General features: G+C 72.1%; 17 protein-coding genes. 13 read left to right on the top strand and 4 right to left on the bottom strand.

The window, feature by feature from the left end:
- Positions 1-79: 79 nt before the first annotated feature.
- From AMK11_RS18170 to AMK11_RS18195, 6 genes are all read left to right on the top strand, one after another.
- Complete coding sequence (locus AMK11_RS18170) at positions 80-2044, top strand: DNA/RNA non-specific endonuclease (protein ID WP_198941398.1); 1965 nt, start codon at positions 80-82, stop codon at positions 2042-2044.
- A 38-nt stretch (positions 2045-2082) separates the two neighbouring features.
- Positions 2083-3123 (top strand): hypothetical protein, encoded by a 1041-nt coding sequence (locus tag AMK11_RS18175; protein WP_073728382.1) that lies wholly within the window; start codon positions 2083-2085, stop codon positions 3121-3123.
- 20 nt (positions 3124-3143) lie between these two features.
- Positions 3144-4163, top strand: a complete 1020-nt coding sequence (locus AMK11_RS18180; RefSeq protein ID WP_073728384.1) for a hypothetical protein — start codon at positions 3144-3146, stop codon at positions 4161-4163.
- Positions 4164-4297: 134 nt separating this feature from the next.
- A complete protein-coding gene (gene panD / locus AMK11_RS18185) occupies positions 4298-4717 on the top strand; it encodes an aspartate 1-decarboxylase (protein WP_073728385.1) in 420 nt (139 codons plus the stop codon).
- 33 nt (positions 4718-4750) lie between these two features.
- Positions 4751-5095, top strand: coding sequence for a GNAT family N-acetyltransferase (locus AMK11_RS18190; RefSeq protein WP_073728387.1), 345 nt, complete (start codon positions 4751-4753; stop codon positions 5093-5095).
- 43 nt (positions 5096-5138) lie between these two features.
- Positions 5139-5777, top strand: a complete 639-nt coding sequence (locus tag AMK11_RS18195) for an aspartate/glutamate racemase family protein (RefSeq protein ID WP_073729032.1) — start codon at positions 5139-5141, stop codon at positions 5775-5777.
- Between the two features lie 435 nt (positions 5778-6212).
- Here AMK11_RS18195 and gndA read toward each other — a convergent pair whose 3' ends face one another.
- Both gndA and AMK11_RS18205 read right to left on the bottom strand, forming a co-directional pair.
- A complete protein-coding gene (gndA, locus tag AMK11_RS18200) occupies positions 6213-7667 on the bottom strand; it encodes an NADP-dependent phosphogluconate dehydrogenase (protein WP_073728389.1) in 1455 nt (484 codons plus the stop codon).
- 205 nt (positions 7668-7872) lie between these two features.
- On the bottom strand, positions 7873-9993 hold the full coding sequence (locus tag AMK11_RS18205; protein WP_073728391.1) for a PQQ-dependent sugar dehydrogenase: 2121 nt from the start codon (positions 9991-9993) through the stop codon (positions 7873-7875).
- A 276-nt stretch (positions 9994-10269) separates the two neighbouring features.
- Here AMK11_RS18205 and AMK11_RS18210 point away from each other — a divergent pair, with 276 nt between their 5' ends.
- Positions 10270-11478 (top strand): transglycosylase family protein, encoded by a 1209-nt coding sequence (locus AMK11_RS18210; RefSeq protein ID WP_073728393.1) that lies wholly within the window; start codon positions 10270-10272, stop codon positions 11476-11478.
- Here the strand turns inward: AMK11_RS18210 and AMK11_RS18215 are convergent.
- Positions 11468-12616, bottom strand: coding sequence for a DMT family transporter (locus tag AMK11_RS18215; RefSeq protein WP_073728395.1), 1149 nt, complete (start codon positions 12614-12616; stop codon positions 11468-11470). The two genes, AMK11_RS18210 and AMK11_RS18215, sit on opposite strands and share 11 nt — an antisense overlap.
- 228 nt (positions 12617-12844) lie before the next feature.
- Between AMK11_RS18215 and AMK11_RS18220 the strand changes: the two genes are divergently transcribed.
- From AMK11_RS18220 to AMK11_RS18245, 6 genes are all read left to right on the top strand, one after another.
- The gene (locus AMK11_RS18220) at positions 12845-13651 is read left to right on the top strand and encodes a (2Fe-2S)-binding protein (RefSeq protein WP_241847016.1); all 807 of its coding nucleotides are present in this window, start codon (positions 12845-12847) and stop codon (positions 13649-13651) included.
- Between the two features lie 38 nt (positions 13652-13689).
- On the top strand, positions 13690-14871 hold the full coding sequence (gene glgA, locus AMK11_RS18225) for a glycogen synthase (RefSeq protein ID WP_073728399.1): 1182 nt from the start codon (positions 13690-13692) through the stop codon (positions 14869-14871).
- Positions 14872-14920: 49 nt separating this feature from the next.
- Positions 14921-16141 carry a glucose-1-phosphate adenylyltransferase gene (glgC, locus tag AMK11_RS18230; RefSeq protein WP_073728401.1) on the top strand — a complete coding sequence of 407 codons (1221 nt, stop codon included), beginning with the start codon at positions 14921-14923 and terminating at the stop codon, positions 16139-16141.
- Positions 16142-16322: 181 nt separating this feature from the next.
- Positions 16323-18935, top strand: coding sequence for a glycoside hydrolase family 2 (locus AMK11_RS18235; protein ID WP_073728403.1), 2613 nt, complete (start codon positions 16323-16325; stop codon positions 18933-18935).
- 261 nt (positions 18936-19196) lie between these two features.
- The gene (locus AMK11_RS18240) at positions 19197-20537 is read left to right on the top strand and encodes a WS/DGAT/MGAT family O-acyltransferase (RefSeq protein ID WP_073728405.1); all 1341 of its coding nucleotides are present in this window, start codon (positions 19197-19199) and stop codon (positions 20535-20537) included.
- Positions 20538-20640: 103 nt separating this feature from the next.
- Entirely contained in the window at positions 20641-22143 is a 1503-nt protein-coding gene (locus tag AMK11_RS18245; RefSeq protein WP_073728407.1) for an SDR family NAD(P)-dependent oxidoreductase, read from the top strand.
- 172 nt (positions 22144-22315) lie between these two features.
- Here the strand turns inward: AMK11_RS18245 and AMK11_RS18250 are convergent, their stop codons facing one another.
- Positions 22316-22759, bottom strand: a complete 444-nt coding sequence (locus tag AMK11_RS18250) for a hypothetical protein (RefSeq protein WP_073728409.1) — start codon at positions 22757-22759, stop codon at positions 22316-22318.
- Positions 22760-23006 lie beyond the last annotated feature (247 nt).

Raw genomic sequence — 23006 nt, forward strand, 5'->3', positions numbered from 1 at the left:
CTTCCGGGGGCGCCGCGAGCAGGCGGCGCCCTCGGCCCTCTCACTCCTCTCACTCCTCTCACGGAAAGGTCCTGCCCTCGTGCATGGAATACGTGGCGGGCGCGCCACCAGGAGACGCGCCCGCTCCACCGTCCTGGGCGTCGTCACCGCCCTGACCCTCGGCCTCACCACGGCCGCGACGAGCCAGGCGGCCGAGCCGCCCGCGCCGGCCGCCGCCGCGTCCGCCACCGAGTCCGCTGCCTCCGGCGCGCAGACCACCGACGCCACCCGGACCAGCGCGTTCGTGGCCGGTTCCGGTGAGCAGTGCACCCCCACCGCGCGCGGCTCCAAGGAGCGCCGTGCGGGTGCCGTCGAGTCCTGTGTGACGATCGCCCCCGCCCCCGCCAAGGCGAAGACCCGGAGCAGCGGCCCCGCCGCCTCCCCCTCCTCCACCGCCGCGACCGATCCCGTCGGCAGCTGCGACCTCACCAACCCCGGAAGCTACAGCTACGAGCGCTTCTCGTACTGCGTGACCGGCATCAACGTCACGTACATCCTGCGCGACAGCAGGGGCGTGGAGATCGGTCGCGGCACCCTGGCGGTGTCGACCGGCGCCGACCTGTCCCCGACCGCCACGACCTGGAGCGAGCGGGTCACCGTCACGATGACGAGCGCCTCTCGCGATGTCACCGCCCTGAACGTCAAGTTCCGCGCGTCCTGCGACGCCGGCTGCACGGCCACCGACACCGCCCCGTGGTGGAACGGCGACATCACCCTCGGCAAGACCCTGACCGGCGACGTCGGCTACTCCTCGCCCCAGACGACGGGCTCCTCCGCTTCCTTCCACACGTCCTACGTGATGTACGTGACGTCCCCGGGCGCGGCGCCGACCGACCCGAACGCGTCGTGGAGGAACCCGGGTCAGATCAGGTGCGACGACGCGGTCGGCGGCACTTCGGTGGCGGGCTGTGCCGTCCCCTCCGTCATGGCCGTCGTGCCGATGAAGGCGACGAGTGCCGACCCGGGCGGTGCCGTGGCCGCGTACGGCTGGGCCCAGAACAATCTCAACGGCGCCTGGGGGAAGAAGGGCAGCCCCCTGACCCGGTCGACGAACGGTGTGGCCAACCGCACCGCCGCCACCTGCGGCGGCTTCACGGCCCAGCCGGAGCTGGTCGCCAACGACACCTGCGCCGACTTCCCCTTCGGTGAGGCGAAGGAGGGCGGTGCCGCGGGCGCGCAGTGCGTCGAGGTGATCCCCAATCTCGGCAACGGGGAATGGGACACGTACGTCTTCAACGACAGCACCAACGTGGACCCCGCCGCTCCCTGCGTGCAGGCCCATGTCACGCCCGCCGAGCAGCAGTTCGCCGACGCGCAGCTCGCCGACGGCTTCAAGGACCAGCGGGTGGTCGACGCCGACCAGTTCGAGCTGACGATCTCGACGCCGGACACCGGCCCGCAGGCCAGCTGCCTGAACGACCCCCCTCCGGCCGGCTCGCTTCCCAACGGCGACGGCTGGTTCAAGAACACCACCGAGGCGGTTCCGCTCATCAACAAGACCGCCCCGGCGGACGGGTCCGGGCAGCGGCCCACCCAGGCGCAGGCCTGCCTGGGGAAGAACACCAAGGAGGGCACCGGAACCCAGAAGTACATCACCGGCTGGAAGGATGCGGAGGCGTACAAGACGGCGAACGGGTTCACCGACACGCTGGCCCGGTGTCATCTCATCGCGAAAGTCCTCGGCGGCAAGGGGACGTCTGCGGTGACCAAGTTCAACCTCGTCCCGTGCTGGCAGGTGGGGATGAACACGGGCACGCCCAGTATGCGGACCTACGAGAACATGGCGGAGAAGCTGATCAAGGGCACCACACCCGGTCTCGGAGCGAACGACGCGATCTTCTACCAGGTGACACCCGTCTACAAGGACGCCAACAGCACCATCCCGGTGGGGGTCACCATGAACGCTAATATCCAGCGGGCGAACGGAGCGACCGAGGAGCTCTTCCCCAACGTCTACGTTCCGAACACCAGGGCGAACACCCTGCAGCACAACCTCGGCAACTGATCGACCGTTCTCCGAAGCACGCGCCAACGGGAGCCCGAATGAGTTTCACCACCCCGCCGCGGCCACTCGACGTGACTGCGCTCTTCCCTCAACTGGCCCCGCTGGCGCGCACGGCGACCCGGCTGCACCCGCGGCCGGGGTCGCCGACCGTGCACGACAGCTCCGTCGGCGGGCCGCTGCTGTGGCCCGCCGACGAGCCGTGGCCGTACTGCGAAGGACCGCACGACAGGCGCGCGGCGCCGGTGGTCCACGCGCCGGACGACGTCCGGCTCCTGCGTCGCGACCGCGCGGAGGCTACCGAGCGGCTGCGCCGCGACCCTCAGGCCCCCGAGTGGACCCCTGAGGAACTGGAGACGGCAGAGCGGATCCGGGCGGGCCGTCCGTGGTTCGACGGCCCGGTCGCCCTCCTGCCCGTGGCCCAGCTGTACGCCCGCGACGTCCCGTTCCCGTGCCCGCCCGGCGCGGACCTCCTCCAGGTCCTGTGGTGCCCCTTCGACCACGAGATGCCCCACCCCCGGACATCCCTCTTCTGGCGCTCCTCCGCCACCGTCACCGAGGTGCTCGACGCGCCGCCCGAGCCGCCGGTCATCCAGCTCGCCGACTACCTCCCGGAGCCGTGCCTGCTCTCACCGGAGCAGGTCACCGAGTTCCCCGGCCCCCTGGAGCTGGACGAAGAGCTGAGCGACCAGATGGAGGACATGAGCCGCTGGGAGACGGTCGACCCGGCGCTGTACAGCTCGTACGCGGACGACCCGCAGGAGTTGTACTTGACCAACCTCTGCCACGCCCCCGGCTGGAAGACCGGCGGCTGGTCTCACTGGATGGTCACCGATCCCCGTGACCTCCCCTGCCCCGAGTGCGGCACCGAGGAGGTCCCACTCCTCACCATTGCCTCCTGGGAATGGGACGGCGGCAGCGTGACCTGGGTCCCCGAGGAGGAACGGGCGAACCCGACCCCGCGTCGCCTAGGTGCGCACGACAGCAACTTCACGCTGATCGACATCGGCGGCGGCAACAACCTCCAACTCCACGCCTGCCCGGCCGACCCCTCCCACCCCCACATCGAACTGGTGCAGTGACGAGCATGCCGGGAGCGCGCTTGAGCTTCACCACCCCGCCGCGGCCGGTCGACGTGGCCGCGCGCTTCCCTCAACTGGCCCCGCTGACGCGCACGGCGACCCGGCTGCATCCGCGGCCGGGGTCGCCGACGGCGCACGACAGTTCCGTCGGCGGGCCGCTGCTGTGGCCCGCCGACGAGCCGTGGCCGCACTGCGCGGAACCACACGCGAGGGGTGCGACGCGCAGAGTCCTGTCCCCCGAGGACATCCGGCTCCTGCGCCGCATCCAAGCGGCGGTGGCAAGCCGGCGGCACCTCGGCCCCCCGGCCTCCCGTCCCACGCCCGAGGAACTGGCCACCGAGAAGCGGATCCTCCAGGGCCGCACCTGGCCCGAGGGCCCGGTCCCCCTGCTCCCCGTCGCCCAGCTGTACACCCGCGACGTCCCCCTCCCGTTCACCCCGCCCGGGGCCGACCTCCTCCAGGTCCTGTGGTGCCCCTTCGACCACCCCACCCACCCCCGTACCGCGGTCTTCTGGCGCTCCGCAGGCACCGTCACCGACATCCTCGACGCACCGCCCGAACCGCCCGCGATCAAGTCTCAGGGCTACCTCCCGGAGCCGTCCGTGCTGGCACCGGAGCGGGTCACGGAGTACCCCGCCTTCGGGGAGCTGGACCAGAAGCTGCGGCAGGAGCTGGGCGACCCGATCCGGTGGGACGGCTCCTGTCCCGCCGCCCCGCAGGAGTCCTACGACAACGACCTGTCCACTTCGCCCGGCTGGAAGACCGGTGGCTGGTCGCGCTGGAGCCTGACCGACCCCGCGCCCCGCAGCTGCCCGGAGTGCGGCACCGAGGCGCTCCCGCTCCTCACCGTCGCAACCCTCGAATGGGACGCCGGCAGCGAGAGCTGGGCCCCCGAGGAGGAGAGGACGAACCCGACTCCGCTCCTCCCCGGCACCCCGCCCGCGAACTTCACCCTGATCGGGACGGCCCGCGGTTCCAACCTCCAGCTCCACGGCTGCCCGGCCGACCCCTCCCACCCCCACATCGAACTGGTCCAGTGAACGGCAGGCCGCCTTCCTGTCGGAGCGCAGCGACGTTCCTCACAGCCCGCAAGCCCGAAGTGTGCCGCGTGTACAGTGAAGACCGCCCTTGACCTGCAAAAAGCAGGCAGGGAGCCGTCTTACAGGAGTTCGACATGCTGCGCACCATGTTCAAGTCCAAGATCCACCGCGCCACCGTCACCCAGGCCGACCTGCACTACGTCGGCTCGGTGACCATCGACGCCGACCTGCTGGACGCCGCCGATCTGCTGCCCGGCGAGCTCGTGCACATCGTGGACATCACCAACGGGGCCCGGCTGGAGACCTACGTCATCGAGGGCGAGCGGGGGTCCGGGGTGATCGGGATCAACGGGGCCGCGGCTCACCTCGTCCACCCCGGCGACCTGGTGATCCTCATCAGCTACGCCCAGGTCACCGATGCCGAGGCGCGGTCCTTGCGGCCGCGGGTGGTGCACGTGGACGCGGACAACCGTATCGTCGCCCTGGGCGCCGACGCGTCCGAGCCGGTGCCGGGGTCGGACCAGGAACGCAGCCCCCAGGCCGTGCCGGCCTGACGTACCCGACCCGCACGGACGAGGAGCGTGGCCATGAGCGAGATCGAGATCCGTGACGACCGGGCGGCCGGCCGCCTGGAGGCGATCGGTGGCGGCGAGGTCGTTGGCCGCATCGAGTACTTCGTCCTGGACGCCCCCGAGCGCGCCCTCGTCCCCGTGCACACCGTCGTCGAGCCTGCCCACGAGGGGCAGGGCATCGCGGGTTCGCTGGCGCGCGAGCTGTACGCCGCCGCCCGGCGCGAGGGCGTCGTCGTGGCCCCGCTGTGCCCCTACGTCGTGAAGTGGGCCGAGCGGCACCCGGACCAGGCTCCCGCTGCCGGCCCCGAGCTGCTGCGCGCGGCGAAGGAGTGGCTGGTGGCGCATCCGGAGCGGTTCTGACGCGGACAGAGAGTACGGAGCAGTACGGAGAAGGGGAGTGCGCATGCTGGCGCTGCTGCACACCTCGCCCGTGCACGTTCCCCTCTTCGACTCCCTGCGGGACGAGGCGCACCCGGGTCTGGAGCTGAGGCATCACGTCGATGCCGGTTTGCTGGGCCGGGCGCGGCAGGAGGGTCCGGAGGCGGTGGCCGGAGCCGTCCGGGCGGTGCTGCGGCGGGCCGTCGCGGAGGGGGCGCGGGCCGTCGTGTGCACCTGCTCGACCATCGGCGGCGTCGCCGAGGCGGCCGCGGCCGAGGTCGGGGTGCGGGTGCTGCGGGTCGACCGGCCGATGGCCGCCGACGCGGTGGCCGCCGGTCCGCGTGTCGTCGTTCTCGCCGCCCTGGAGAGCACGCTCGCGCCGACGACCGCGTTGATCGAGGAGGAGGCCCGGCGCGCCGGACGTTCCGTCGAGGTACGGGTACGCCTCGTCGATGGTGCGTGGCCGCGGTCCGAGGCCGGTGACACCGTGGGCTACCTGCGGCTCGTGGCCGAGGCGGCCGATGCCGTCACCGGCGCCGACGTGATCGTCCTGGCCCAGGCATCCATGGCACCGGCCCGGGAGGCGACGCGGACCGCGGTTCCGGTGCTGGCCAGTCCCGCGCCGGGACTGGCGGCCGGGGCGGCGGCAGCGGGGACCGGGTGATGCCGGCCGGGCCACCTGGGTCTGTCCCGTCACGCGGGGGAGTGACTGGGGAGGCGGCCCCCGGGTAGGCGGGGGACAAGTCCAGAGCCGACGTCGACCGACTGGCCGGAGGACAGTGCCATGACGAACCCGTATCCGGATCCCGTCCCGCCCGGACCCACCCCGGGCCCCGACCCGGAACCCCCGCAGCCGCCCCCGGACCCGGCCCGGCCTCCGGCCCCCGGCCCGGAGCCGACCCCGCCGCCTCCGCCGCCGGGCCCCGGTCCGGAACCCACGCCCCAGCCCCCGGGCCCCGGCCCGCAGCCGACCCCGCCGCCCCCGCACCCGGGCCCGCCCGAGCCCTCCCCGTCACCGATCCCGCCGGGGCCGGAGCCGGTGCCCAACCCGGAACCGGGACCACCGCTGACCTGAACCGTGCGGAGACCGCAGGAGAGGCTAGTGACCGTTCTCGCCGGTCTCGGTCTCGGACCGGTCGCGGGACCACAGCGTGTGGAAGACGCCGCTTCTGTCGGTGCGCCGGTAGGTGTGCGCGCCGAAGAAGTCCCGCTGCCCTTGGACGAGCGCGGCGGGCAGGCGCTCGGCGGCGAGCGAGTCGTAGTAGCTGAGCGCGGAACTGAAGCCCGGTACGGGCACGCCGGACAGGGCGGCGGTGGAGACCACGCGCCGCCAGGCGGCCTCGCCGTCGGCGACGGCCTGCGCGAAGTACGGGGCTTCGAGCAGCGTGGTGATGTCCGGGTGCTCGGTGTACGCCTGGGCGATGCGGTCGAGGAACCGTGCCCGGATGATGCACCCGCCGCGCCAGATCTTGGCGATCCGATCCTTGTGGATGTCCCAGCCGTACTTGTCCGCGCCCGCGGTGATGGCGTCGAAGCCCTGCGCGTACGCGACGATCTTCGAGGCGTAGAGAGCCGCGGCCACGTCCTCGGCGAACGAGGGGGAGGCCTGCTGGACCTGCGGCCGGGAGCCGGCGGTCAGCCGGCGCACCGCGGCACGCTGCTCGGCCTTCCCGGAAACCGCCCGCGCGAAGACGGCCTCCGCGATCCCGCCCACCGGCACGCCCAGGTCGAGGGCGTTCTGCACGGTCCACACGCCGGTGCCCTTGGAACCGGCCTGGTCCAGCACGACGTCCACGAACGGCTGACCCGTGGCCTCGTCGACATGGCGCAGGATCTCGGCGGTGATCTCGACGAGGTACGACTCGAGCGGACCCCGGTTCCACTCGGCGAAGACGTCGGCGATGGCGTCCGGCCGCAGACCGCCCACCGTGCGCAGCAGATCGTAGGCCTCGCCGATCAGCTGCATGTCGGCGTACTCGATACCGTTGTGGATCATCTTGACGAAGTGACCGGCGCCGTCGGCGCCCACGTGCGTGACACAGGGCTCGCCCGAGACGACCGCGGCGATCGAGGCGAGGACGGGCCCGAGGGTCCGGTAGGCCTCCTCCGAGCCGCCCGGCATGATCGACGGGCCCTTCAGCGCGCCTTCCTCGCCGCCGGAGATCCCGACGCCGACGAAGTGGATGCCGGTGGGGGCGATCCGCTTCTCCCGGGCGATGGTGTCCTGGAAGTTGGCGTTGCCGCCGTCGACGATGATGTCGCCCGGCTCGAACCGCTCGGCGAGCTGGTCGATGACGGCGTCCGTGCCCGCGCCCGCCTGCACCATGATGACGGCGGTGCGGGGCTTGGCCAGCGAGGCGACGAAGTCGTCGATCGACTTGCCGGCGATGAAGCCCGCCTCCGGGTGCTCGGCGACGAGGCTCTCGGTGCGGGCGTAGGTGCGGTTGTGGACGGCGACGACGTTGCCCTCGCGGGAGGCGAGGTTGCGCGCCAGGTTCGAGCCCATCACCGCCAGCCCCACGACACCGATGTTGGCGGCTTGGCTGGTCTTCATCCGGACCTCTTTCGATCGGTTGTCGGGCACCCTGGCTTTTGAGACTAGTCGGCGGACGGGGGCCAGGACGGGGAATGCCGGGGTGTCGTGATTCGTCCCCGTCCCCGTCCCTGTTTCCGGAACGGCGACGGGGGCGCCACCTCAGTGGGTGGCGCCCCCGTCGCCGTGCGTGCCGCGCCGGTCGGCGGGCTGTGCGTCCGGTCGGTCAGTCGGCCGGGACCAGTGCGACCTCGTCGCTGCCCGAGAGGGCCGGCAGGCCGTCCGGGGGCGTGTCCTTGTAGCTGGCGTTGAAGACCGCCCGCAGGTTGTCCGCACCGGCGTGGCCGCCGTCCACGAACGTTTCGAACGATCCGGAGCAGCCGGTGCTCGTGGACAGCGGGTGTCCGTGCGTGTCGTGGCCGAGGATGAACGAGACACTGACCTTTGAGCAGTCCACCGGCTGGTCGTCGGTGACGGTGACCTCCCACGTCACCGTGTCACCCCAGTGGAACTCCGTGCCGCCGTGCGGGGACGGGTCGGTCGTCAGCGAGACGACCGGCGCCTTGTTGCCGACGACGACCGGAACCGAGGCGGAGGCCGAGCGGCCGGTGCTGTCGGTGACCTTCAGCGTGGCGTCGAAGACGGCGTTGTCGGTGAACGTGTGCTCCGGGTTCGCCTCCCTGGAGTCCACCTTGCCGTCGGCGTCGAAGTCCCAGGCGTAGCTGAGGGCGTCACCGTCGGCGTCCTTCGTGCCGGCGCTGGAGAACTGGACCGTCAGCGGGCTGGTGCCGTTGACGACGTCCGCGGCGACCTTGGGCTCCGGGGTGCGGTTGCCGCGCGTGTAGTCGATGCGGGACAGCTGGGCCTCGGGCAGCTCCGCGAAGTACCCGGTGCCGTACTCCAGGACGTACAGCGCGCCGTCCGGACCGAACTCGGCGTCGATCGGGCCGTCGGTCTTGATCGAGGGGATCGCGTCCTCGATCTTCTCGACCTCGTTCCTCTTGCCGAGGGTGATGGCCTTCATCTGGTCGCGGGTCCACTCGTAGAAGAGCGGCTTCCCGTCGAAGTACTCGGGCCAGCGGTTCTGGGCCCTGTTCCGCTTGTCGTAGTCGTACACGGGGCCGCCCATGGGGCCGATGCCGCCCGTGCCGAGCTCCGGGAACTCCTCGGACGCGCCGTAGCCGTAGACGATCTCCGCGTCCGTGACCGGCGGCAGCTTGCTCAGACCGGTGTTGTGGCGCGAGTCGTTGACCGGCTTCGCGCAGTCGAAGGCGCCGTTCGACTTCTCGGTGGCGAAGTCGTAGTCCTGGTACGGCATGTCCCGGGTCACGCAGAACGGCCAGCCGTAGTTGGCGGGTCGGTCGATGACCATCCAGCGGCCGTGGCCGGCCGGGCCGCGGTCGGGGTTCGCCTCGTTGGCGTCGGGCGAGTAGTCGCCGACGTAGACGTCACCGGTCTTGTCGTCCACCCCGAAGCGGAAGGGGTTGCGCAGTCCCATGGCGTAGATCTCGGGACGGGTCTTCGGGGTGCCCGGCTTGAAGAGGTTGCCGCGCGGCACCACGTAGCTGCCGTCCCGCTTGACCTTGATGCGCAGGACCTTGCCGCGAAGGTCGTTGGTGTTGCCCGAGGTGCGCCGCGAGTCGAAGGCCGGGTTGCGGTCGGCGCTGTCGTCGAGCGGGGCGTAGCCGTCCGAGGCGAACGGGTTGGAGTCGTCACCGGTCGAAAGGAACAGGTTGCCCTTTCGGTCGAAGTCGATCTTGCCGCCGACGTGGCAGCAGATGCCGCGGTCGGCCGGCACGTCGAGGATTTTCTGCTCGGTGTCGAAGGCGAGCTTGTTGCCCTCGAGCTTGAACCGCGACAGCCGGGTGACACCCTTGTACTCGGCGAAGTCCGCGGCCGTGCCGTACTCCGGAGCGTCGCCCTCGTTGACGCCGGGGGTGTCCGGGTCGTCCATGGGGGTGTCGAGGCGGGGCGAGTAGTACAGGTAGACCCAGTGGTTCTTGCGGAAGCCGGGGTCTACGGCGATCCCCTGGACGCCCTCCTCGTCGTGCTGGTAGAGACCCGCCGGGCTCTTCTTCATGTCGGCGGCGAGGAAGTTCACGCCGCTCTTCGGATCGTGGATCCGGACCTCTCCCGTACGCGCGGTGTGCAGCACCCGCGAGTCGGGCAGGACGGCGAGGGCCATGGGCTCGCCCGGACGGTCGTTGAGGGTGACCTTCTGGAAGGCCGCCGGATCCGGCGGCGCTGGGTCCGATTTCGCGGCTTGGGCCGGGGACAGTGGAAGGAGCCCGACGGCCCCTGCCAGCGTTGCCGCCCCCACGAAGGTGGCGAACCGTCTGATACGCACCGAGAACTCCTTCGGTCTGGGATGAAACCAGGTGAAAGCCCGTGCGGAACAAGTCGGTTGGACGCTAAGGCGTCTACTTTCGACCCGTCAAGGACAAAGTTTCAACTTTCTTGAGGAAAGTTTCTCGTGTAAGTACGATCTCGGAGGCCTGGGCCGCCTCGACGACCGTGCGTTCCACGCCACTTGATATGGCCAACCGGCCGATTGCCGTCTTGTCATGGCCTGTTACCGGCGCTTACTTTTGCCCCTCCTGACGCAATGTCGAGGGGGACCTCCATGGCCGTACGCGGCCGGCACCGCCGGTATCAGCCGAACAGGATCAACCGCGCCTCCCTGACCGTCACCGCGGGCGGCGCGGGCCTGGCGCTCCCGCTCGTCGGCACCGGCACGGCACACGCGGCCGACGTGGAGACCTGGGACAAGGTCGCCGCCTGCGAGTCCACCAACGACTGGGACATCAACACCGGTAACGGCTACTACGGCGGGTTGCAGTTCACCCAGTCCACCTGGGAGGCGTTCGGCGGCACCGACTACGCCCCGCGCGCGGACCTGGCCACCAAGGACCAGCAGATCGCCGTCGCCGAGAAGGTGCTGGACGGGCAGGGCCCGGGCGCCTGGCCGGTGTGCTCCCAGCGGGCGGGACTGACCCGGGACGGTGCCGCGCCCGACATCCGTCCGTCCTCCGGGAAGTCCGGGCCCGCGAAGTCCGACTCGGTGAAGGACGTCAAGCCCCAGACCACGCCACAGTCCCGGGCGGGCAAGGGCCGGATGTACACGGTGGTCACCGGCGACACCCTGTCCGGCATCGCCGACGCCCAGCGGGTGCGCGGTGGCTGGCACGGACTGTACGAGGCCAACCGCGCCGAGATCGGAGCGGACCCCGACGTGATCATGCCGGGCCAGCGCCTCGCGCTCCGCGGCGGACCCGGGCAGCAGCAGAAACAGAAGCAACAGCCGAGGCAAGAACAGAAGCAGAAGCAAGAGCAGAAGCAGAAGCGAGAGCAGAAGCGGCAACCCGAGAAGTCGTCCCCCGACAGCGGCACCGAGAAGCGCGCCAAGCCCGCCAAGACCACCACCCGCCAAGCCGTCGTCGCCCCCGTCGACGCCTCCACCGGCACGCCCTACCGGCAGGCGGGATCCTCCTGGTCGAAGGGCTACCACACCGGCGTCGACTTCCCCGTGCCCACCGGCACCTCGGTCAAGTCGGTCGCGGCGGGCCGGGTGGTCAGCGCGGGGTGGGGCGATTCCTACGGCTACCAGGTGGTCGTCCGGCACGACGACGGCCGCTTCTCGCAGTACGCCCACCTCTCGGCGATCTCCGTGAAGGACGGCCAGTCCGTGGGCGCCGGCCAGCGGATCGGCCGCTCGGGCTCCACCGGCAACAGCACGGGCCCGCATCTGCACTTCGAGGTGCGGACGGGGCCCGGTTTCGGCTCGGACGTCGACCCGGTGGCGTATCTGAGGGCCGGCGGGGTCAGGATCTGATCCGCACCCGGTGCCGGTCGAGCACGGGCGGCGGGACGAACGCGCCACCGTGGACGGGGCCGTACGAGAGTTGCGGGACGAGCTCGGGGAGGATGCTCCGGGCCGGTCCCGGGACGTCGTACGGCTTCTCGGCGGGCACCGTTTCCGTACCCTGTGCCGCCACCGGGCCGGGCAGGAACACCTTCTCGGGCAGCGGAGCGACGCGCGGCCCGGCCCCGTCCACAGCGAGATCGTCCCCTGCCGGGAGCGGCGCCGCCTCCGCCCCGGCCGGCGCGATCCCGGCCTGACCGGCTCCCGCCTCCGCGGCCTCCCGCGCGATCCGCTCCGTCGTCAGCAGGATCAGCCCGCCCGCGGCCACCACACCGCAGCTCAGGGCGAGCACCGTGCCGGTCGTGCCGTACCGGAACGTCTCGCCGAACATCGTGATGCCGACCACCGCGGCCACCACCGGGTTCACGACCGTCAGCGTGGCCAGTGGTGCGGCGAGACCCGCGCCCCGGTAGGAGGCCTGAGACAGCAGCATGCCGGCCGTGGCGAGCACGCCGATCACGGCCAGCGACGGCACGTCGACGACCGACACCCCGCCCGCCCAGTCGACCGCGACGGTCTTGGTGAAGACCGAGGACATGCCGAAGGCGATGCCGGACGCGGTGGCCAGCAGGATGCTGCGCACCGCCGGGTGCCGGTGCGCGGCCCGGCCGGCGATCATCAGCGCGACGATCACCCCGCCGGTGACGGAGGCCGTGAAGACCCGCTGTGCCGTGTCCAGCGACTGGGTGTCGGACGCGCCGACCAACGACAGCAGACCCGCCAGACCGACCGTCGCCATGAGCGCGCCCCGCCAGGCCGTCCTGCCCGCCTTGCGGCCCACGAAGAGCGCGGCCATGGGCAGCGCGAACACGATGGTGAGCGCGCCCAGCGGCTGCACCAGGCTCAGCGGGCCGAGGGCGAGGGCCACGACGTGCAGCAGTCCGCCGAGGCCGTTGAGCGCGACCGCCGCCCACCAGCCGGGCCGGCGCAGCGGAGCGTACTGAGCGCCCGGGGAGGACGCCGCCACCTGCTCCTGCACGATCGCTCCGCCCGCGTACGCCACGGCGGAGACGAGCGACAGCAGCACGGACAACGCGAGGGCGCTCATCGGCTGCTCCTCTGCGTGAGGCGGGGGCGCTGGGCCCGGCGCGGCGAACGGTCGTCTTCCATGGACAACACGATGCCGTCCCGGGAGCTTCCCGTCGTCGTCCCTGAGCACTCATTGGGTCATACTGCCGATGGAGTACGGAGGCGGCGCCGTCCTCCCCTGGGTGGGCGACCGGAGGACCCCGACCCCTGACCCGGCCCCCTAAGGGCCCTGATATTACTGCTCCCTGTGGCCCCGACCCCAGACCTCGACCCCGGCCTGACCGCCCTCCGCCCGCTCGGCGGCTTCTTCCTCCTCCACGCGTCGCGACCGGCGCCGTCCCGGCCGCTGCCCACCCTCGCGGACGCCTACGCCCCCGGTGGCGGACCGCCGAGTCCGGGCCCCGGCGGGCCACGGCTCATGACGGACCCGCTCGGCTTCCGTGTCCGGAAGGTCGCCGCCGCGCTCCGCGTCCCGGAGACGCGGGTCGCCGCCTCCGTCGCCCAGCAGGGCCTCGCCGCCCGCCTGTGGTCGGTGACGCTGGGGTGCGCCGCGCTCCACGGCCGTGTCCCGGACCTCGCCCCGCGGCTGCTCCACTACGACCCCGACGCCGCCGCCCCCGACGACCTGTGGCTCTCCGGGGTGAGCCCCCTGCCGGGCGACGCCGGCACGATCGCCGACACCGTGCTCCGCGCCCACCTCGTCCCGCTGACGGCGGCCGTGCACGCCCGGTACCGCGTCGCCACCGGGCTGCTGTGGGGCAACGCCGCCTCCGCGCTCGCGGGCGCCGGCCGGGAACTGGACCGCTGGGCCCGCCGCGACGGCCGTACGGACACCGCCGGCCGCGCCCGCGCCCTGACCGCCGAGCTCCTCGCCCACCCGCTGCTCGCCGGAACCGGCACCCTCACCGGTACCGCCTTCCGGCGCCGCAGCTGCTGCCTGTACTACCGCGTGCCGGGTTCGGGCGTCTGCGGCGACTGCTGCTTCTCCCGGCCGCCCGAGACTTCCCGGCCCTCGCCGCCCCCGCCCCCTTCCCCAGACGCCCCGTCCGGGTGACCATGAGGTAACCAGCCGCCGAGCACGGGAGGTTCCGGGTGCGTGTGGGACTGCTGACCCGCGAGTACCCGCCGGACGTCTACGGCGGCGCGGGCGTCCACGTGGAGTTCCTCGCCCGCGAACTCGGCCGCCTGGTCGACCTGGACGTGCACTGCTGGGGCGAGGGCCGCACCGAAGACGTGCTGCGCCACCGCCCCTGGCCCGCACTGGACGGCGCCAACGACGCGCTGCGCACCTTCTCCGTGGACCTCGCCATGACCGCCGCCCTCCAGGGCCGCGAGCTGGTCCACTCCCACACCTGGTACGCCAACCTCGGCGGCCACCTCGCCAAACTCCTGTACGGCGTGCCGCACGTGGTGACCGCGCACTCGCTGGAGCCCCTGCGCCCCTGGAAGGCCGAGCAGTTGGGCGGCGGTTACGCGCTGTCGAGCTGGGCCGAGCGCACCGCGGTCGAGGCCGCCGACGCCGTGATCGCCGTCTCGGGCGCCATGCGCGAGGACGTCCTCGCCTGCTACCCGGCGATCACCGCGGACCGGGTCCACATCGTGCACAACGGCATCGACACCGGCCTCTACCGGCCCGACCCCGCCACCGACGCCCTCGACCGGATCGGCCTCGACCGCTCCCGCCCGTACGTCCTGTTCGTCGGCCGCATCACCCGCCAGAAGGGCGTGCCCCACCTGCTGCGCGCCGCCCGCGCCATCGACCCCGCCGCGCAGGTCGTGCTGTGCGCCGGCGCCCCGGACACCCCCGAGATCGACCAGGAGTTCCGGGACCTGTTCGCCGCGTTGAGCCGGGCCCGCGAGGGCGTGCACTGGATCCCGCGCATGCTGCCGCGCCCCGACGTGATCCAGTTGCTGACGCACGCGGCCGTCTTCGTCTGCCCGTCCGGGTACGAGCCCCTCGGCATCGTGAACCTGGAGGCGATGGCCTGCGGCACGCCCGTCGTGGCCTCCCGGGTCGGTGGCATCCCCGAGGTCGTGGCGGACGGTGAGACGGGAGTGCTCGTCCCCAAGGACAAGGACGAGGACGACACCGGGGACGGGGACCGCGACTTCGAGGCGGGTCTCGCCCGGGCCCTGGACTCCGTCCTCGGCGACCCGGAGGCCGCCCGGCGGATGGGCGAGGCGGGCCGGGCACGGGCGGTGGAGGAGTTCGGCTGGGACGCGGTGGCCCGTCGCACCGTCCGGCTCTACGAGGAGATCCTCAAGCAGGCTTAGGCCGCCCCGCCCGGGGCGGCCGGGGTGAACGAGGGTGAGGGGAGCGGCCATGCGTCGTGGAGGTCCTTCGGTGCTCGGGATCGTGCTGGCGGGCGGGGAGGGCAAGCGCCTGATGCCCCTGACCGCGGACCGCGCCAAACCCGCGGTCACCTTCGGCGGCACGTACCGGCTGGTCGACTTCGTGCTGTCCAACCTGGTCAACGGCGACATCCTGCGGATCTGCGTCCTCACCCAGTACAAGTCGCACTCCCTGGACCGGCACATCACCACCACCTGGCGGATGTCCAGCCTGCTCGGCAACTACGTCACCCCGGTCCCCGCCCAGCAGCGCCTGGGCCCGCGCTGGTACCTGGGCAGCGCCGACGCGATCCTCCAGTCGCTGAACCTGGTCCACGACGAACAGCCCGAGTACGTCGCGGTCTTCGGCGCCGACCACGTGTACCGGATGGACCCGCGCCAGATGCTCGCCCAGCACATCGAGTCCGGCGCGGGCGTGACCGTCGCCGGGATACGCGTCCCGCGCGGCGAGTCCTCGTCCTTCGGCGTGATCACCCCGGGCTCCGACGGCCGGACCGTCGCCGGCTTCCTGGAGAAGCCCGCCGACCCTCCCGGGCTGGCCGACGACCCCGAGTGCGTCTTCGCCTCGATGGGCAACTACGTCTTCACCACCAAGGCCCTCGTCGAGGCCCTGCACCGGGACGCCGAGGACGAGCGCTCCGTGCACGACATGGGCGGCTCGATCCTGCCGCGGCTCACCGACCGGGGAGAGGCCGCGCTGTACGACTTCAGCGACAACCACGTGCCGGGGGAGACCACCCGCGACCAGGGCTACTGGCGGGACGTCGGCACCCTCGACGCCTACTACGACGCCCACATGGACCTGATCGCCGAGCGGCCCGCCTTCAACCTCTACAACCGCGACTGGCCCCTCTACACCCACTCCGCCCAGCTCTCCCCGGCCCGTTTCAACGCCGGCGGCATCGCCAGTGAGTCGATCGTCAGCGCGGGCTGTCTGGTGCGGGGACAGGTCACCCGGTCCGTGCTGTCGCCGGGTGTGGTGGTCGACCCCGGAGCGGTCGTGCAGGGGTCGGTGCTGCACGACAACGTGCACATCGGCCGGGGCGCGGTGGTGCGCGGGGCGGTGCTGGACAAGAACGTGGACGTGCCGCCGGGCGCGACGATCGGCGTCAATCCGGAGCGGGACGCCGAGCTGTACACCGTTTCCAAGGGCGGCGTGATCGCGCTGGGGAAGGGGCAGCGGGTGCCGTGACGGACGGACGGTGGCCCCCGGACCTCGTGTGACGCGCGTTGAGTCCCGGGGTCGTTGTCATGTCCCTGGACGCCCAGGGGGAATCCGTGCTGTCATGCCTCTGCACCTCTGTGTTACATCGATGTATGACATCGATGTCCTGAGCCATCAGAGCCACCACCCGTTCTCGAGGAGAGGGTCCGTGCGCACCAAACGACTCAGAGACCGCCTGGCGTTACTGCTCGCCGCCGCACTCGGCGTCGGCTCACTCGCCGCCGTGCCGAACGCGAGCGCGGCCGCCGACGACGCCGCCGAGATACACGGCCTGAAGGGCGAGTACTACACCCAGTCCGCCCCGGGAGCCTTCGACTTCCACGAGCTCAAGGCGACCGGCTTCGACCCGCAGCTCGACTTCCGCACGCTGGAGCCGCGCCTGAGCTTCGCCACCGGGCAGTCGGACGACGTCAGCGTCCGCTGGACCGGCAAGCTGGTGCCGGAGAAGACCGGCGCCCACACCTTCTCCATCATCGGCGACAACGGCTTCCGCCTCTGGATCGACGGGCGGCTCGCCATCGACCACTGGGTCGACGACTGGGACCGTGAACAGTTCGCCGAGCCCGTCGAGCTGACGGCGGGCCAGTCGTACGACATCAAGCTGGAGTACTTCGAGCACTACGGCGGCTCCAACCTCCACCTGCGCTGGACCGAACCCGGCGGCAGCAAGGAGCCCGTCCCGCAGTCCGCGTTCCGCCTGCCCGACGGCTTCGACTACGACGGCGCGACCGCGACGACCGTCCTCGGCACCGGGCGGACCCTCAAGCTCGACTTCCCCCGCCCGCTCGCGGCAGCGCCCGCCGGTCTCACCGACCACCTCGAAGCGGTGATCGGGGGCGCCCGGTGGCCGCTCGGCGAGGCGAAGGTCGACCCCGCCGACCCGACCGCCCTCCTCGTCGGCCTCGACCAGCCGGTCGTCGGCAACAAGGACGGCGACGCACCCGGCACGGCCGACGTCCGCTACGACGGCGAGGGCGGCCTCTCCGACGCCGAGGGCAACGTTGTCAGCGCCTTCTGGAGCAGCGGCGGCAACGAGTCCACCTACGAACTGAGCACCGAGTGGGCCGACGAAGTGGGCCCGGACAACGCTCTCCCGGAGTACCCGCGCCCGCAGCTGACCCGCGACGACTGGCGGAACCTCAACGGCCGCTGGCAGTTCGCCGCCGCCGAGGCCGGCGAGCAGCCCCCGGTCGGCAAGGACCTGAAGGAGCGCATCCTCGTCCCGTACCCGGTGGAGTCCCAGCTCTCCGGCATCCAGCGGCACGAGGACCGCATGTGGTACCGCCGCACCTTCACCGTGCCCCGCGACTGGCACATCGGCCGCGGCCAGCGCCTCAGGCTCAACTTCGGCGCCGTCGACTGGCAGTCCGAGGTGTACGTCAACGGCGTCAAGGTCGCCGGCCACAAGGGCGGTTACGACAAGTTCAGCGCCGACGTCACCGACGCGCTCAAGCCCGGCCGTACCCAGGAGCTGATCGTCGGCGTCTACGACCCGACCGACGCGCGGGGCGCCGAGAACCCGCCGGTCGGCAAGCAGAGCCTGGACCCGAGCGGCATCTGGTACACGCCCAGCTCCGGCATCTGGCAGACGGTCTGGATGGAGCCGGTCGCCCGGGACCACGTCGACTCCCTGAAGCTGACCCCGGACGTCGACGCCGGCACGCTGACCGTAGAGCCCAAGGGCGTGCGCGACGGCGTACGGGTCAGGGCGACGGCGTACGCCGGACACCGCAAGGTCGCCACGGCGAGCGGACGCACCGGCGAGCCGCTGACCCTGAGGATCCACGACCCGCGCCTGTGGTCGCCCGACGACCCCTTCCTGTACGACCTGAAGGTCTCCGTCGGCCGCGACCGCGTGGAGAGCTACTTCGGGATGCGTTCCATCGCCGTCGAGAAGGTGAACGGCGTACCGCGCACGGTCCTCAACGGCGAACCGGTCTTCCTGATGGCCACCCTCGACCAGGGCTTCTGGCCGGACGGCCTGCACACCGCGCCCACCGACGAGGCCCTCGCCCACGACCTGAAGCTGCACAAGCGGCTCGGCTTCAACTCCGTGCGCAAGCACGTCAAGGTCGAGCCGGACCGCTGGTTCTACTGGGCCGACAAGCTGGGCCTGCTGGTGTGGCAGGACATGCCCTCCATGACTCCGGGGGTCAACCCGGACGCCGCCTCCCGGGCCGAGTTCGAGCGGGAGATGAAGGAGATGATCGACGAACACGTCAGCCACCCGTCGATCATCATGTGGGTCACCTTCAACGAGGGCTGGGGCCAGTACAACATCAAGCGCGTCGCCGAGCAGGCCAAGGCCTGGGACCCGACCCGCCTGGTCAACAACCAGTCCGGCCTGAACCTCGGGGCCGACGGCGGCGCCGGCGACCTCATGGACGAGCACGGCTACCCGAGCCCCGCCCTGCCGCCCTCCCCGGACGGCGAACGCGCCCTGGTCACCGGCGAGTACGGCGGCCTCGGCCTCGCGGTGCCCGGGCACGCCTGGTCGGTGCAGCAGTCGTACGTCGACGTCGACCCCGAGACGTACACGGACGACTACCTCACCAAGCTCGACGAGGTCCGGGCGCTGGTCTGCCGGGGCAGCAACGGCGCCGTCTACACCCAGATCTCCGACGTCGAGGGCGAGCTGAACGGCCTGACCACCTACGACCGCAAGGTCCTCAAACCGGACGTCGAGCGGGTGAGGGCCGCCCACGAGGCCCTGATCCACGACGCGTCCCAGCCCACCCCCGCGGGCTGCCCGGCCGCCTGAGCTGCCGGGAGCGACCGGCCGTGGACCGGCACGCTCGGTCCACGGTCGGCCCGCAGCCGTCCGGGTGGGGAACGCCGCCGGGGGCGGGACCGCACGCACCGACGTGAGCACAGCCGCCCCATGTCTCACCACCGTCCCGCCCCTCACACCGGGGCGGGACTTTAATCCGCTGTTAACTGTGCGTAGCCTGATCGTACTTGACCGTAATCGACGAAGGGCGATTGACTGCTTGTCCACCCGACGTCCTTGCGAGGCACGCCCTTGACTTCCGATCCGCTCGCCCCACTCGACCTGGCGTTCTGGAACATCGAGTCCGCCGAGCACCCCATGCACCTCGGCGCACTCGGGGTCTTCACGGCTCAGTCACCCACCGCGGGCGCGCACGCCGCGGACCTGCTCGCGGCCCGCGCCCCCGCGGTGCCCGGCCTGCGGATGCGGATCCGGGACACCTGGCAGCCGCCGCTCGCGCTGCGCCGCCCGTTCGCCTTCGGCGGCGCCACCCGCGAGCCCGACCCCCACTTCGACCCGCTCGACCACGTCCGGCTGCACGCCCCGACGACGGACTTCCACGCCCGCGCGGGCCGCCTCATGGAACGCCCGCTGGAACGCGGCCGGCCGCCGTGGGAGGCGCACGTGCTCCCCGGCGCGGACGGGGACCGCTTCGCCGTGCTCTTCAAGTTCCACCACGCCCTGGCCGACGGCCTGCGCGCCCTCACCCTCGCCGCCGGTGTCCTCGACCCCATGGACCTCCCCGCTCCCCGGCCCCGCCCCGAGCAGCCGTCGCGCGGCCTCCTGCCCGACGTGCGCGCCCTGCCCGAGCGGCTGCGCGGCGCCCTGTCCGACGCGGGCCGCGCCCTCGACATCGGCGCCGCCGCGGCCCTGTCCACCCTCGACGTGCGCTCCTCGCCCGCCCTCACCGCCTCCTCCTCCGGCAGCCGCCGCACCGCGGGCGTCGCCGTGGACCTCGACGACGTGCACCACGTGCGCAAGACCACCGGCGGCACCGTCAACGACGTACTGATCGCGGTCGTCGCCGGCGCCCTGCGCCGCTGGCTGGACGAGCGCGGCGACGGCAGCGAGGGCGTCGCGCCCCGCGCCCTGATCCCCGTCTCCAAACGCCGCCCGCGCACCGCCCACCCACAGGGCAACCGTCTCTCCGGGTACCTGATACGGCTTCCGGTCGGTGACCCCGACCCCCTCTCCCGCCTCGGCACGGTCCGCGCGGCCATGGACCGCAACAAGGACGCCGGACCCGGCCGGGGCGCCGGCGCCGTCGCCCTGCTCGCCGACCACGTCCCGGCGCTCGGCCACCGGCTCGGCGGGCCGCTGGTCTCGGGGGCCGCGCGGCTCTGGTTCGACATCCTGGTCACCAGCGTGCCCCTGCCCAGCCTCGGCCTGCGCCTGGGCGGCCACCCGCTCACCGAGGTCTATCCGCTGGCGCCGCTGGCCCGCGGCCACGCCCTCGCCGTGGCCGTCTCGACGTACCGGGGACAGGTCCACTATGGCCTGGTCGCCGACGCGAAGGCCGTGCCGGACCTCGACCGGTTCGCCCGGGCGCTGACCGAGGAGGTGGAGACGTTGCTCACGGCCTGCCGTCCCTGACCCCGACGGGTTTGGATCCGGGCCCGGCGCTGAATAAAATCCGCTGTTCGACAGCGGTCGCCTCCCGGAGCGCCGCGACGGTGATCAGGGAACGGCGACGGCGATGACGGTGACACAGGACGGTTCGGCGACCACGGACGAGGTGGCGGCGTCCGCGTACGGCCCCGGCATCGACCCCGAACGGCTCGCGGTCTGCCTCGACGTGCTGAAGGAACTCGACGAGCTGGACGTCGACCACCCCGACGCGATCGCGGTCCGCCGGGCCACCTCGCACATCTACCGCATGGTCAAGCAGCGCCGCCGCCAGGAGCGCCGGGCCGCCAAGACCGCCAACGACAAGGCGGTCACCGAGGCCACCGCCACCGGCTCCGCCCAGCGCATCGACGACGAGACCGAGGGCATCCTGCCCTCCTCCCGCACGGAGGAGGGCACGATCGCGGGGATACTCCAGCGCCCCCGCTCCTGCTACGTCTGCAAGCAGCGCTACGTCGAGGTCGACTACTTCTACCACCAGCTCTGCCGGGACTGCGCCGCCGAGAACCGGTCCCGCCGCGACGCCCGTGCCGACCTCACCGGCAAGCGCGCGCTGCTCACCGGCGGCCGGGCCAAGATCGGCATGTACATCGCGCTGCGGCTGCTGCGCGACGGCGCGCACACCACCGTCACGACCCGCTTCCCCAAGGACGCCATCCGCCGCTTCAAGGCCATGGACGACTCGGCGGAGTGGATCCACCGTCTGGAGGTCGTCGGCATCGACCTGCGCGACCCGGCCCAGGCCGTGGCCCTGGCCGACCAGGTGGCCGAGCAGGGCCCGCTGGACATCCTGATCAACAACGCCACCCAGACCGTACGGCGCCTGCCCTCCGCCTACGCCGCGCTCGTCGAGGGCGAGAGCGCCCCGCTGCCGGCCGGCGAACTGCCCGCCCACCACGTCATCGGCGCCTTCAACTCCGGCGCGGTGGACGGCCTGGCCGCGCTGCCCGTCGGCACCTCGGGCCTGGACGCGCAGAAGGTGGCCGACCTCGCCCTGGTCGCCGGCAACGCCAGCGTGGTCCGGCACCGCGAGGGCACCGCGATCGACGCCGGCGGCCTCGTCCCCGACGTCGTCGACACCAACACCTGGGTCCAGACCATCGAGCAGATCTCCCCGGTCGAGCTGCTCGAGACCCAGCTGTGCAACTACACCTCGCCCTTCATCCTCATCAGCAAGCTGCGCCCGGCGATGGCCGAGGCCGCGCGCCGGGCCGCCTCGGGACGCGCCTACGTCGTCAACGTCTCGGCGATGGAGGGCGTGTTCGCCCGCGGCTACAAGGGCGCCGGCCACCCGAACACCAACGCCGCCAAGGCCGCGATGAACATGGTGACGCGGACCAGCGCCCAGGAGATGTTCGACACCGACCGCATCCTGATGACCTCGGTCGACACCGGCTGGATCACCGACGAGCGCCCCCACTACGACAAGCTGCGTCTGGCCGATGAGGGCTTCCACGCGCCGCTCGACCTGGTCGACGGCGCCGCCCGCGTCTACGACCCGGTCGTGCGCGGTGAGGCGGGCGAGGACCTGTACGGCGTCTTCCTGAAGGACTACGCGCCCGGCAAGTGGTGAGCGCAGCGGCCGGCGCCCGGGAGCGTCAATTCCTGGGCGCGCCCGCCCCGGCCGAGGCCAGGGGGTGTCGTTCGGATCAGGCCGGCCGGCTCATTCAAGGGCCTGCGCCCGTCGGGGGCACCGCGCGGCCTCCTGGATCTCGGGCACACCGCGCGCCGAACCCGTGCGCGTCTCAGTCGGCGGCCCTCAGCCGCGAGTTCCGCGCCGCCGTCAGCTCCAGCACCGTGCGCCAGTCCTCCAGGACCCCGGCGTCGAACACCGCCGTGCGGGCCTCGTCGTCCGCCTGGCGCAGACTGACCACGTCGTCGTCGTGGGCCCACGCCTCCGGATGGGCGTGACGGCGCAGCAGGCGGGCGACGCGGGCGCCGAGCAGGGGGCGCACCACCTCGGCGGTCCGTCCGGCCGGGCCACCCGGCCACAGCAGCCGGCCCACGGGTGAGACCAGACCGGCCACCTGGAGTTCCTTGTCGGCGGGGCGGCGCCGGCGCAGCAGTGCGGCGGTGCGCAGCGCGTGCCCGTGCGGGTCCACCGGCCCGCTGCCGCACCCCGCGACGGGCCGTTCGCCCCGGCAGGCGTACAGCAGATCCATCAGCTCCTCGACGCTGCGCAGTTCCATGCCTCGGTCCTCCCACGAGACAGCCGTTGCCGACCGGCAGCAGACCATGGCGAGCTTGCGCCGCAGCCAACGGCGACTGAACTGCGCGACCCACCGCCGTCGGCATTCGAAGGTGTGGTCGCCGATGTGGGCCGAACGGGTGAGTTACCTGCGGTGCACAAGCGGGTGAAACGGGGCAGAGTCGGGCCAACTGTCCCGAAAATGAAGGGCAATGGTTCCCCCATGTTTTGAGCCCCATAGAGCGCAC

This window comes from Streptomyces sp. CB02414, from assembly GCF_001905385.1.
In the GTDB taxonomy this organism is placed as follows: Bacteria; Actinomycetota; Actinomycetes; order Streptomycetales; family Streptomycetaceae; genus Streptomyces.

Bases quoted from the DNA above. Each gene is read 5' to 3' on its own strand.
- AMK11_RS18175 (WP_073728382.1), top strand. From the start codon at position 2,083: ATGAGTTTCACCACCCCGCCGCGGCCACTCGACGTGACTGCGCTCTTC.
- panD (WP_073728385.1), top strand. From the start codon at position 4,298: ATGCTGCGCACCATGTTCAAGTCCAAGATCCACCGCGCCACCGTCACC.
- AMK11_RS18190 (WP_073728387.1), top strand. From the start codon at position 4,751: ATGAGCGAGATCGAGATCCGTGACGACCGGGCGGCCGGCCGCCTGGAG.
- AMK11_RS18195 (WP_073729032.1), top strand. From the start codon at position 5,139: ATGCTGGCGCTGCTGCACACCTCGCCCGTGCACGTTCCCCTCTTCGAC.
- gndA (WP_073728389.1), bottom strand. From the start codon at position 7,667: ATGAAGACCAGCCAAGCCGCCAACATCGGTGTCGTGGGGCTGGCGGTG.
- AMK11_RS18210 (WP_073728393.1), top strand. From the start codon at position 10,270: ATGGCCGTACGCGGCCGGCACCGCCGGTATCAGCCGAACAGGATCAAC.
- AMK11_RS18215 (WP_073728395.1), bottom strand. From the start codon at position 12,616: ATGAGCGCCCTCGCGTTGTCCGTGCTGCTGTCGCTCGTCTCCGCCGTG.
- glgC (WP_073728401.1), top strand. From the start codon at position 14,921: ATGCGTCGTGGAGGTCCTTCGGTGCTCGGGATCGTGCTGGCGGGCGGG.
- AMK11_RS18245 (WP_073728407.1), top strand. From the start codon at position 20,641: ATGACGGTGACACAGGACGGTTCGGCGACCACGGACGAGGTGGCGGCG.
- AMK11_RS18250 (WP_073728409.1), bottom strand. From the start codon at position 22,759: ATGGAACTGCGCAGCGTCGAGGAGCTGATGGATCTGCTGTACGCCTGC.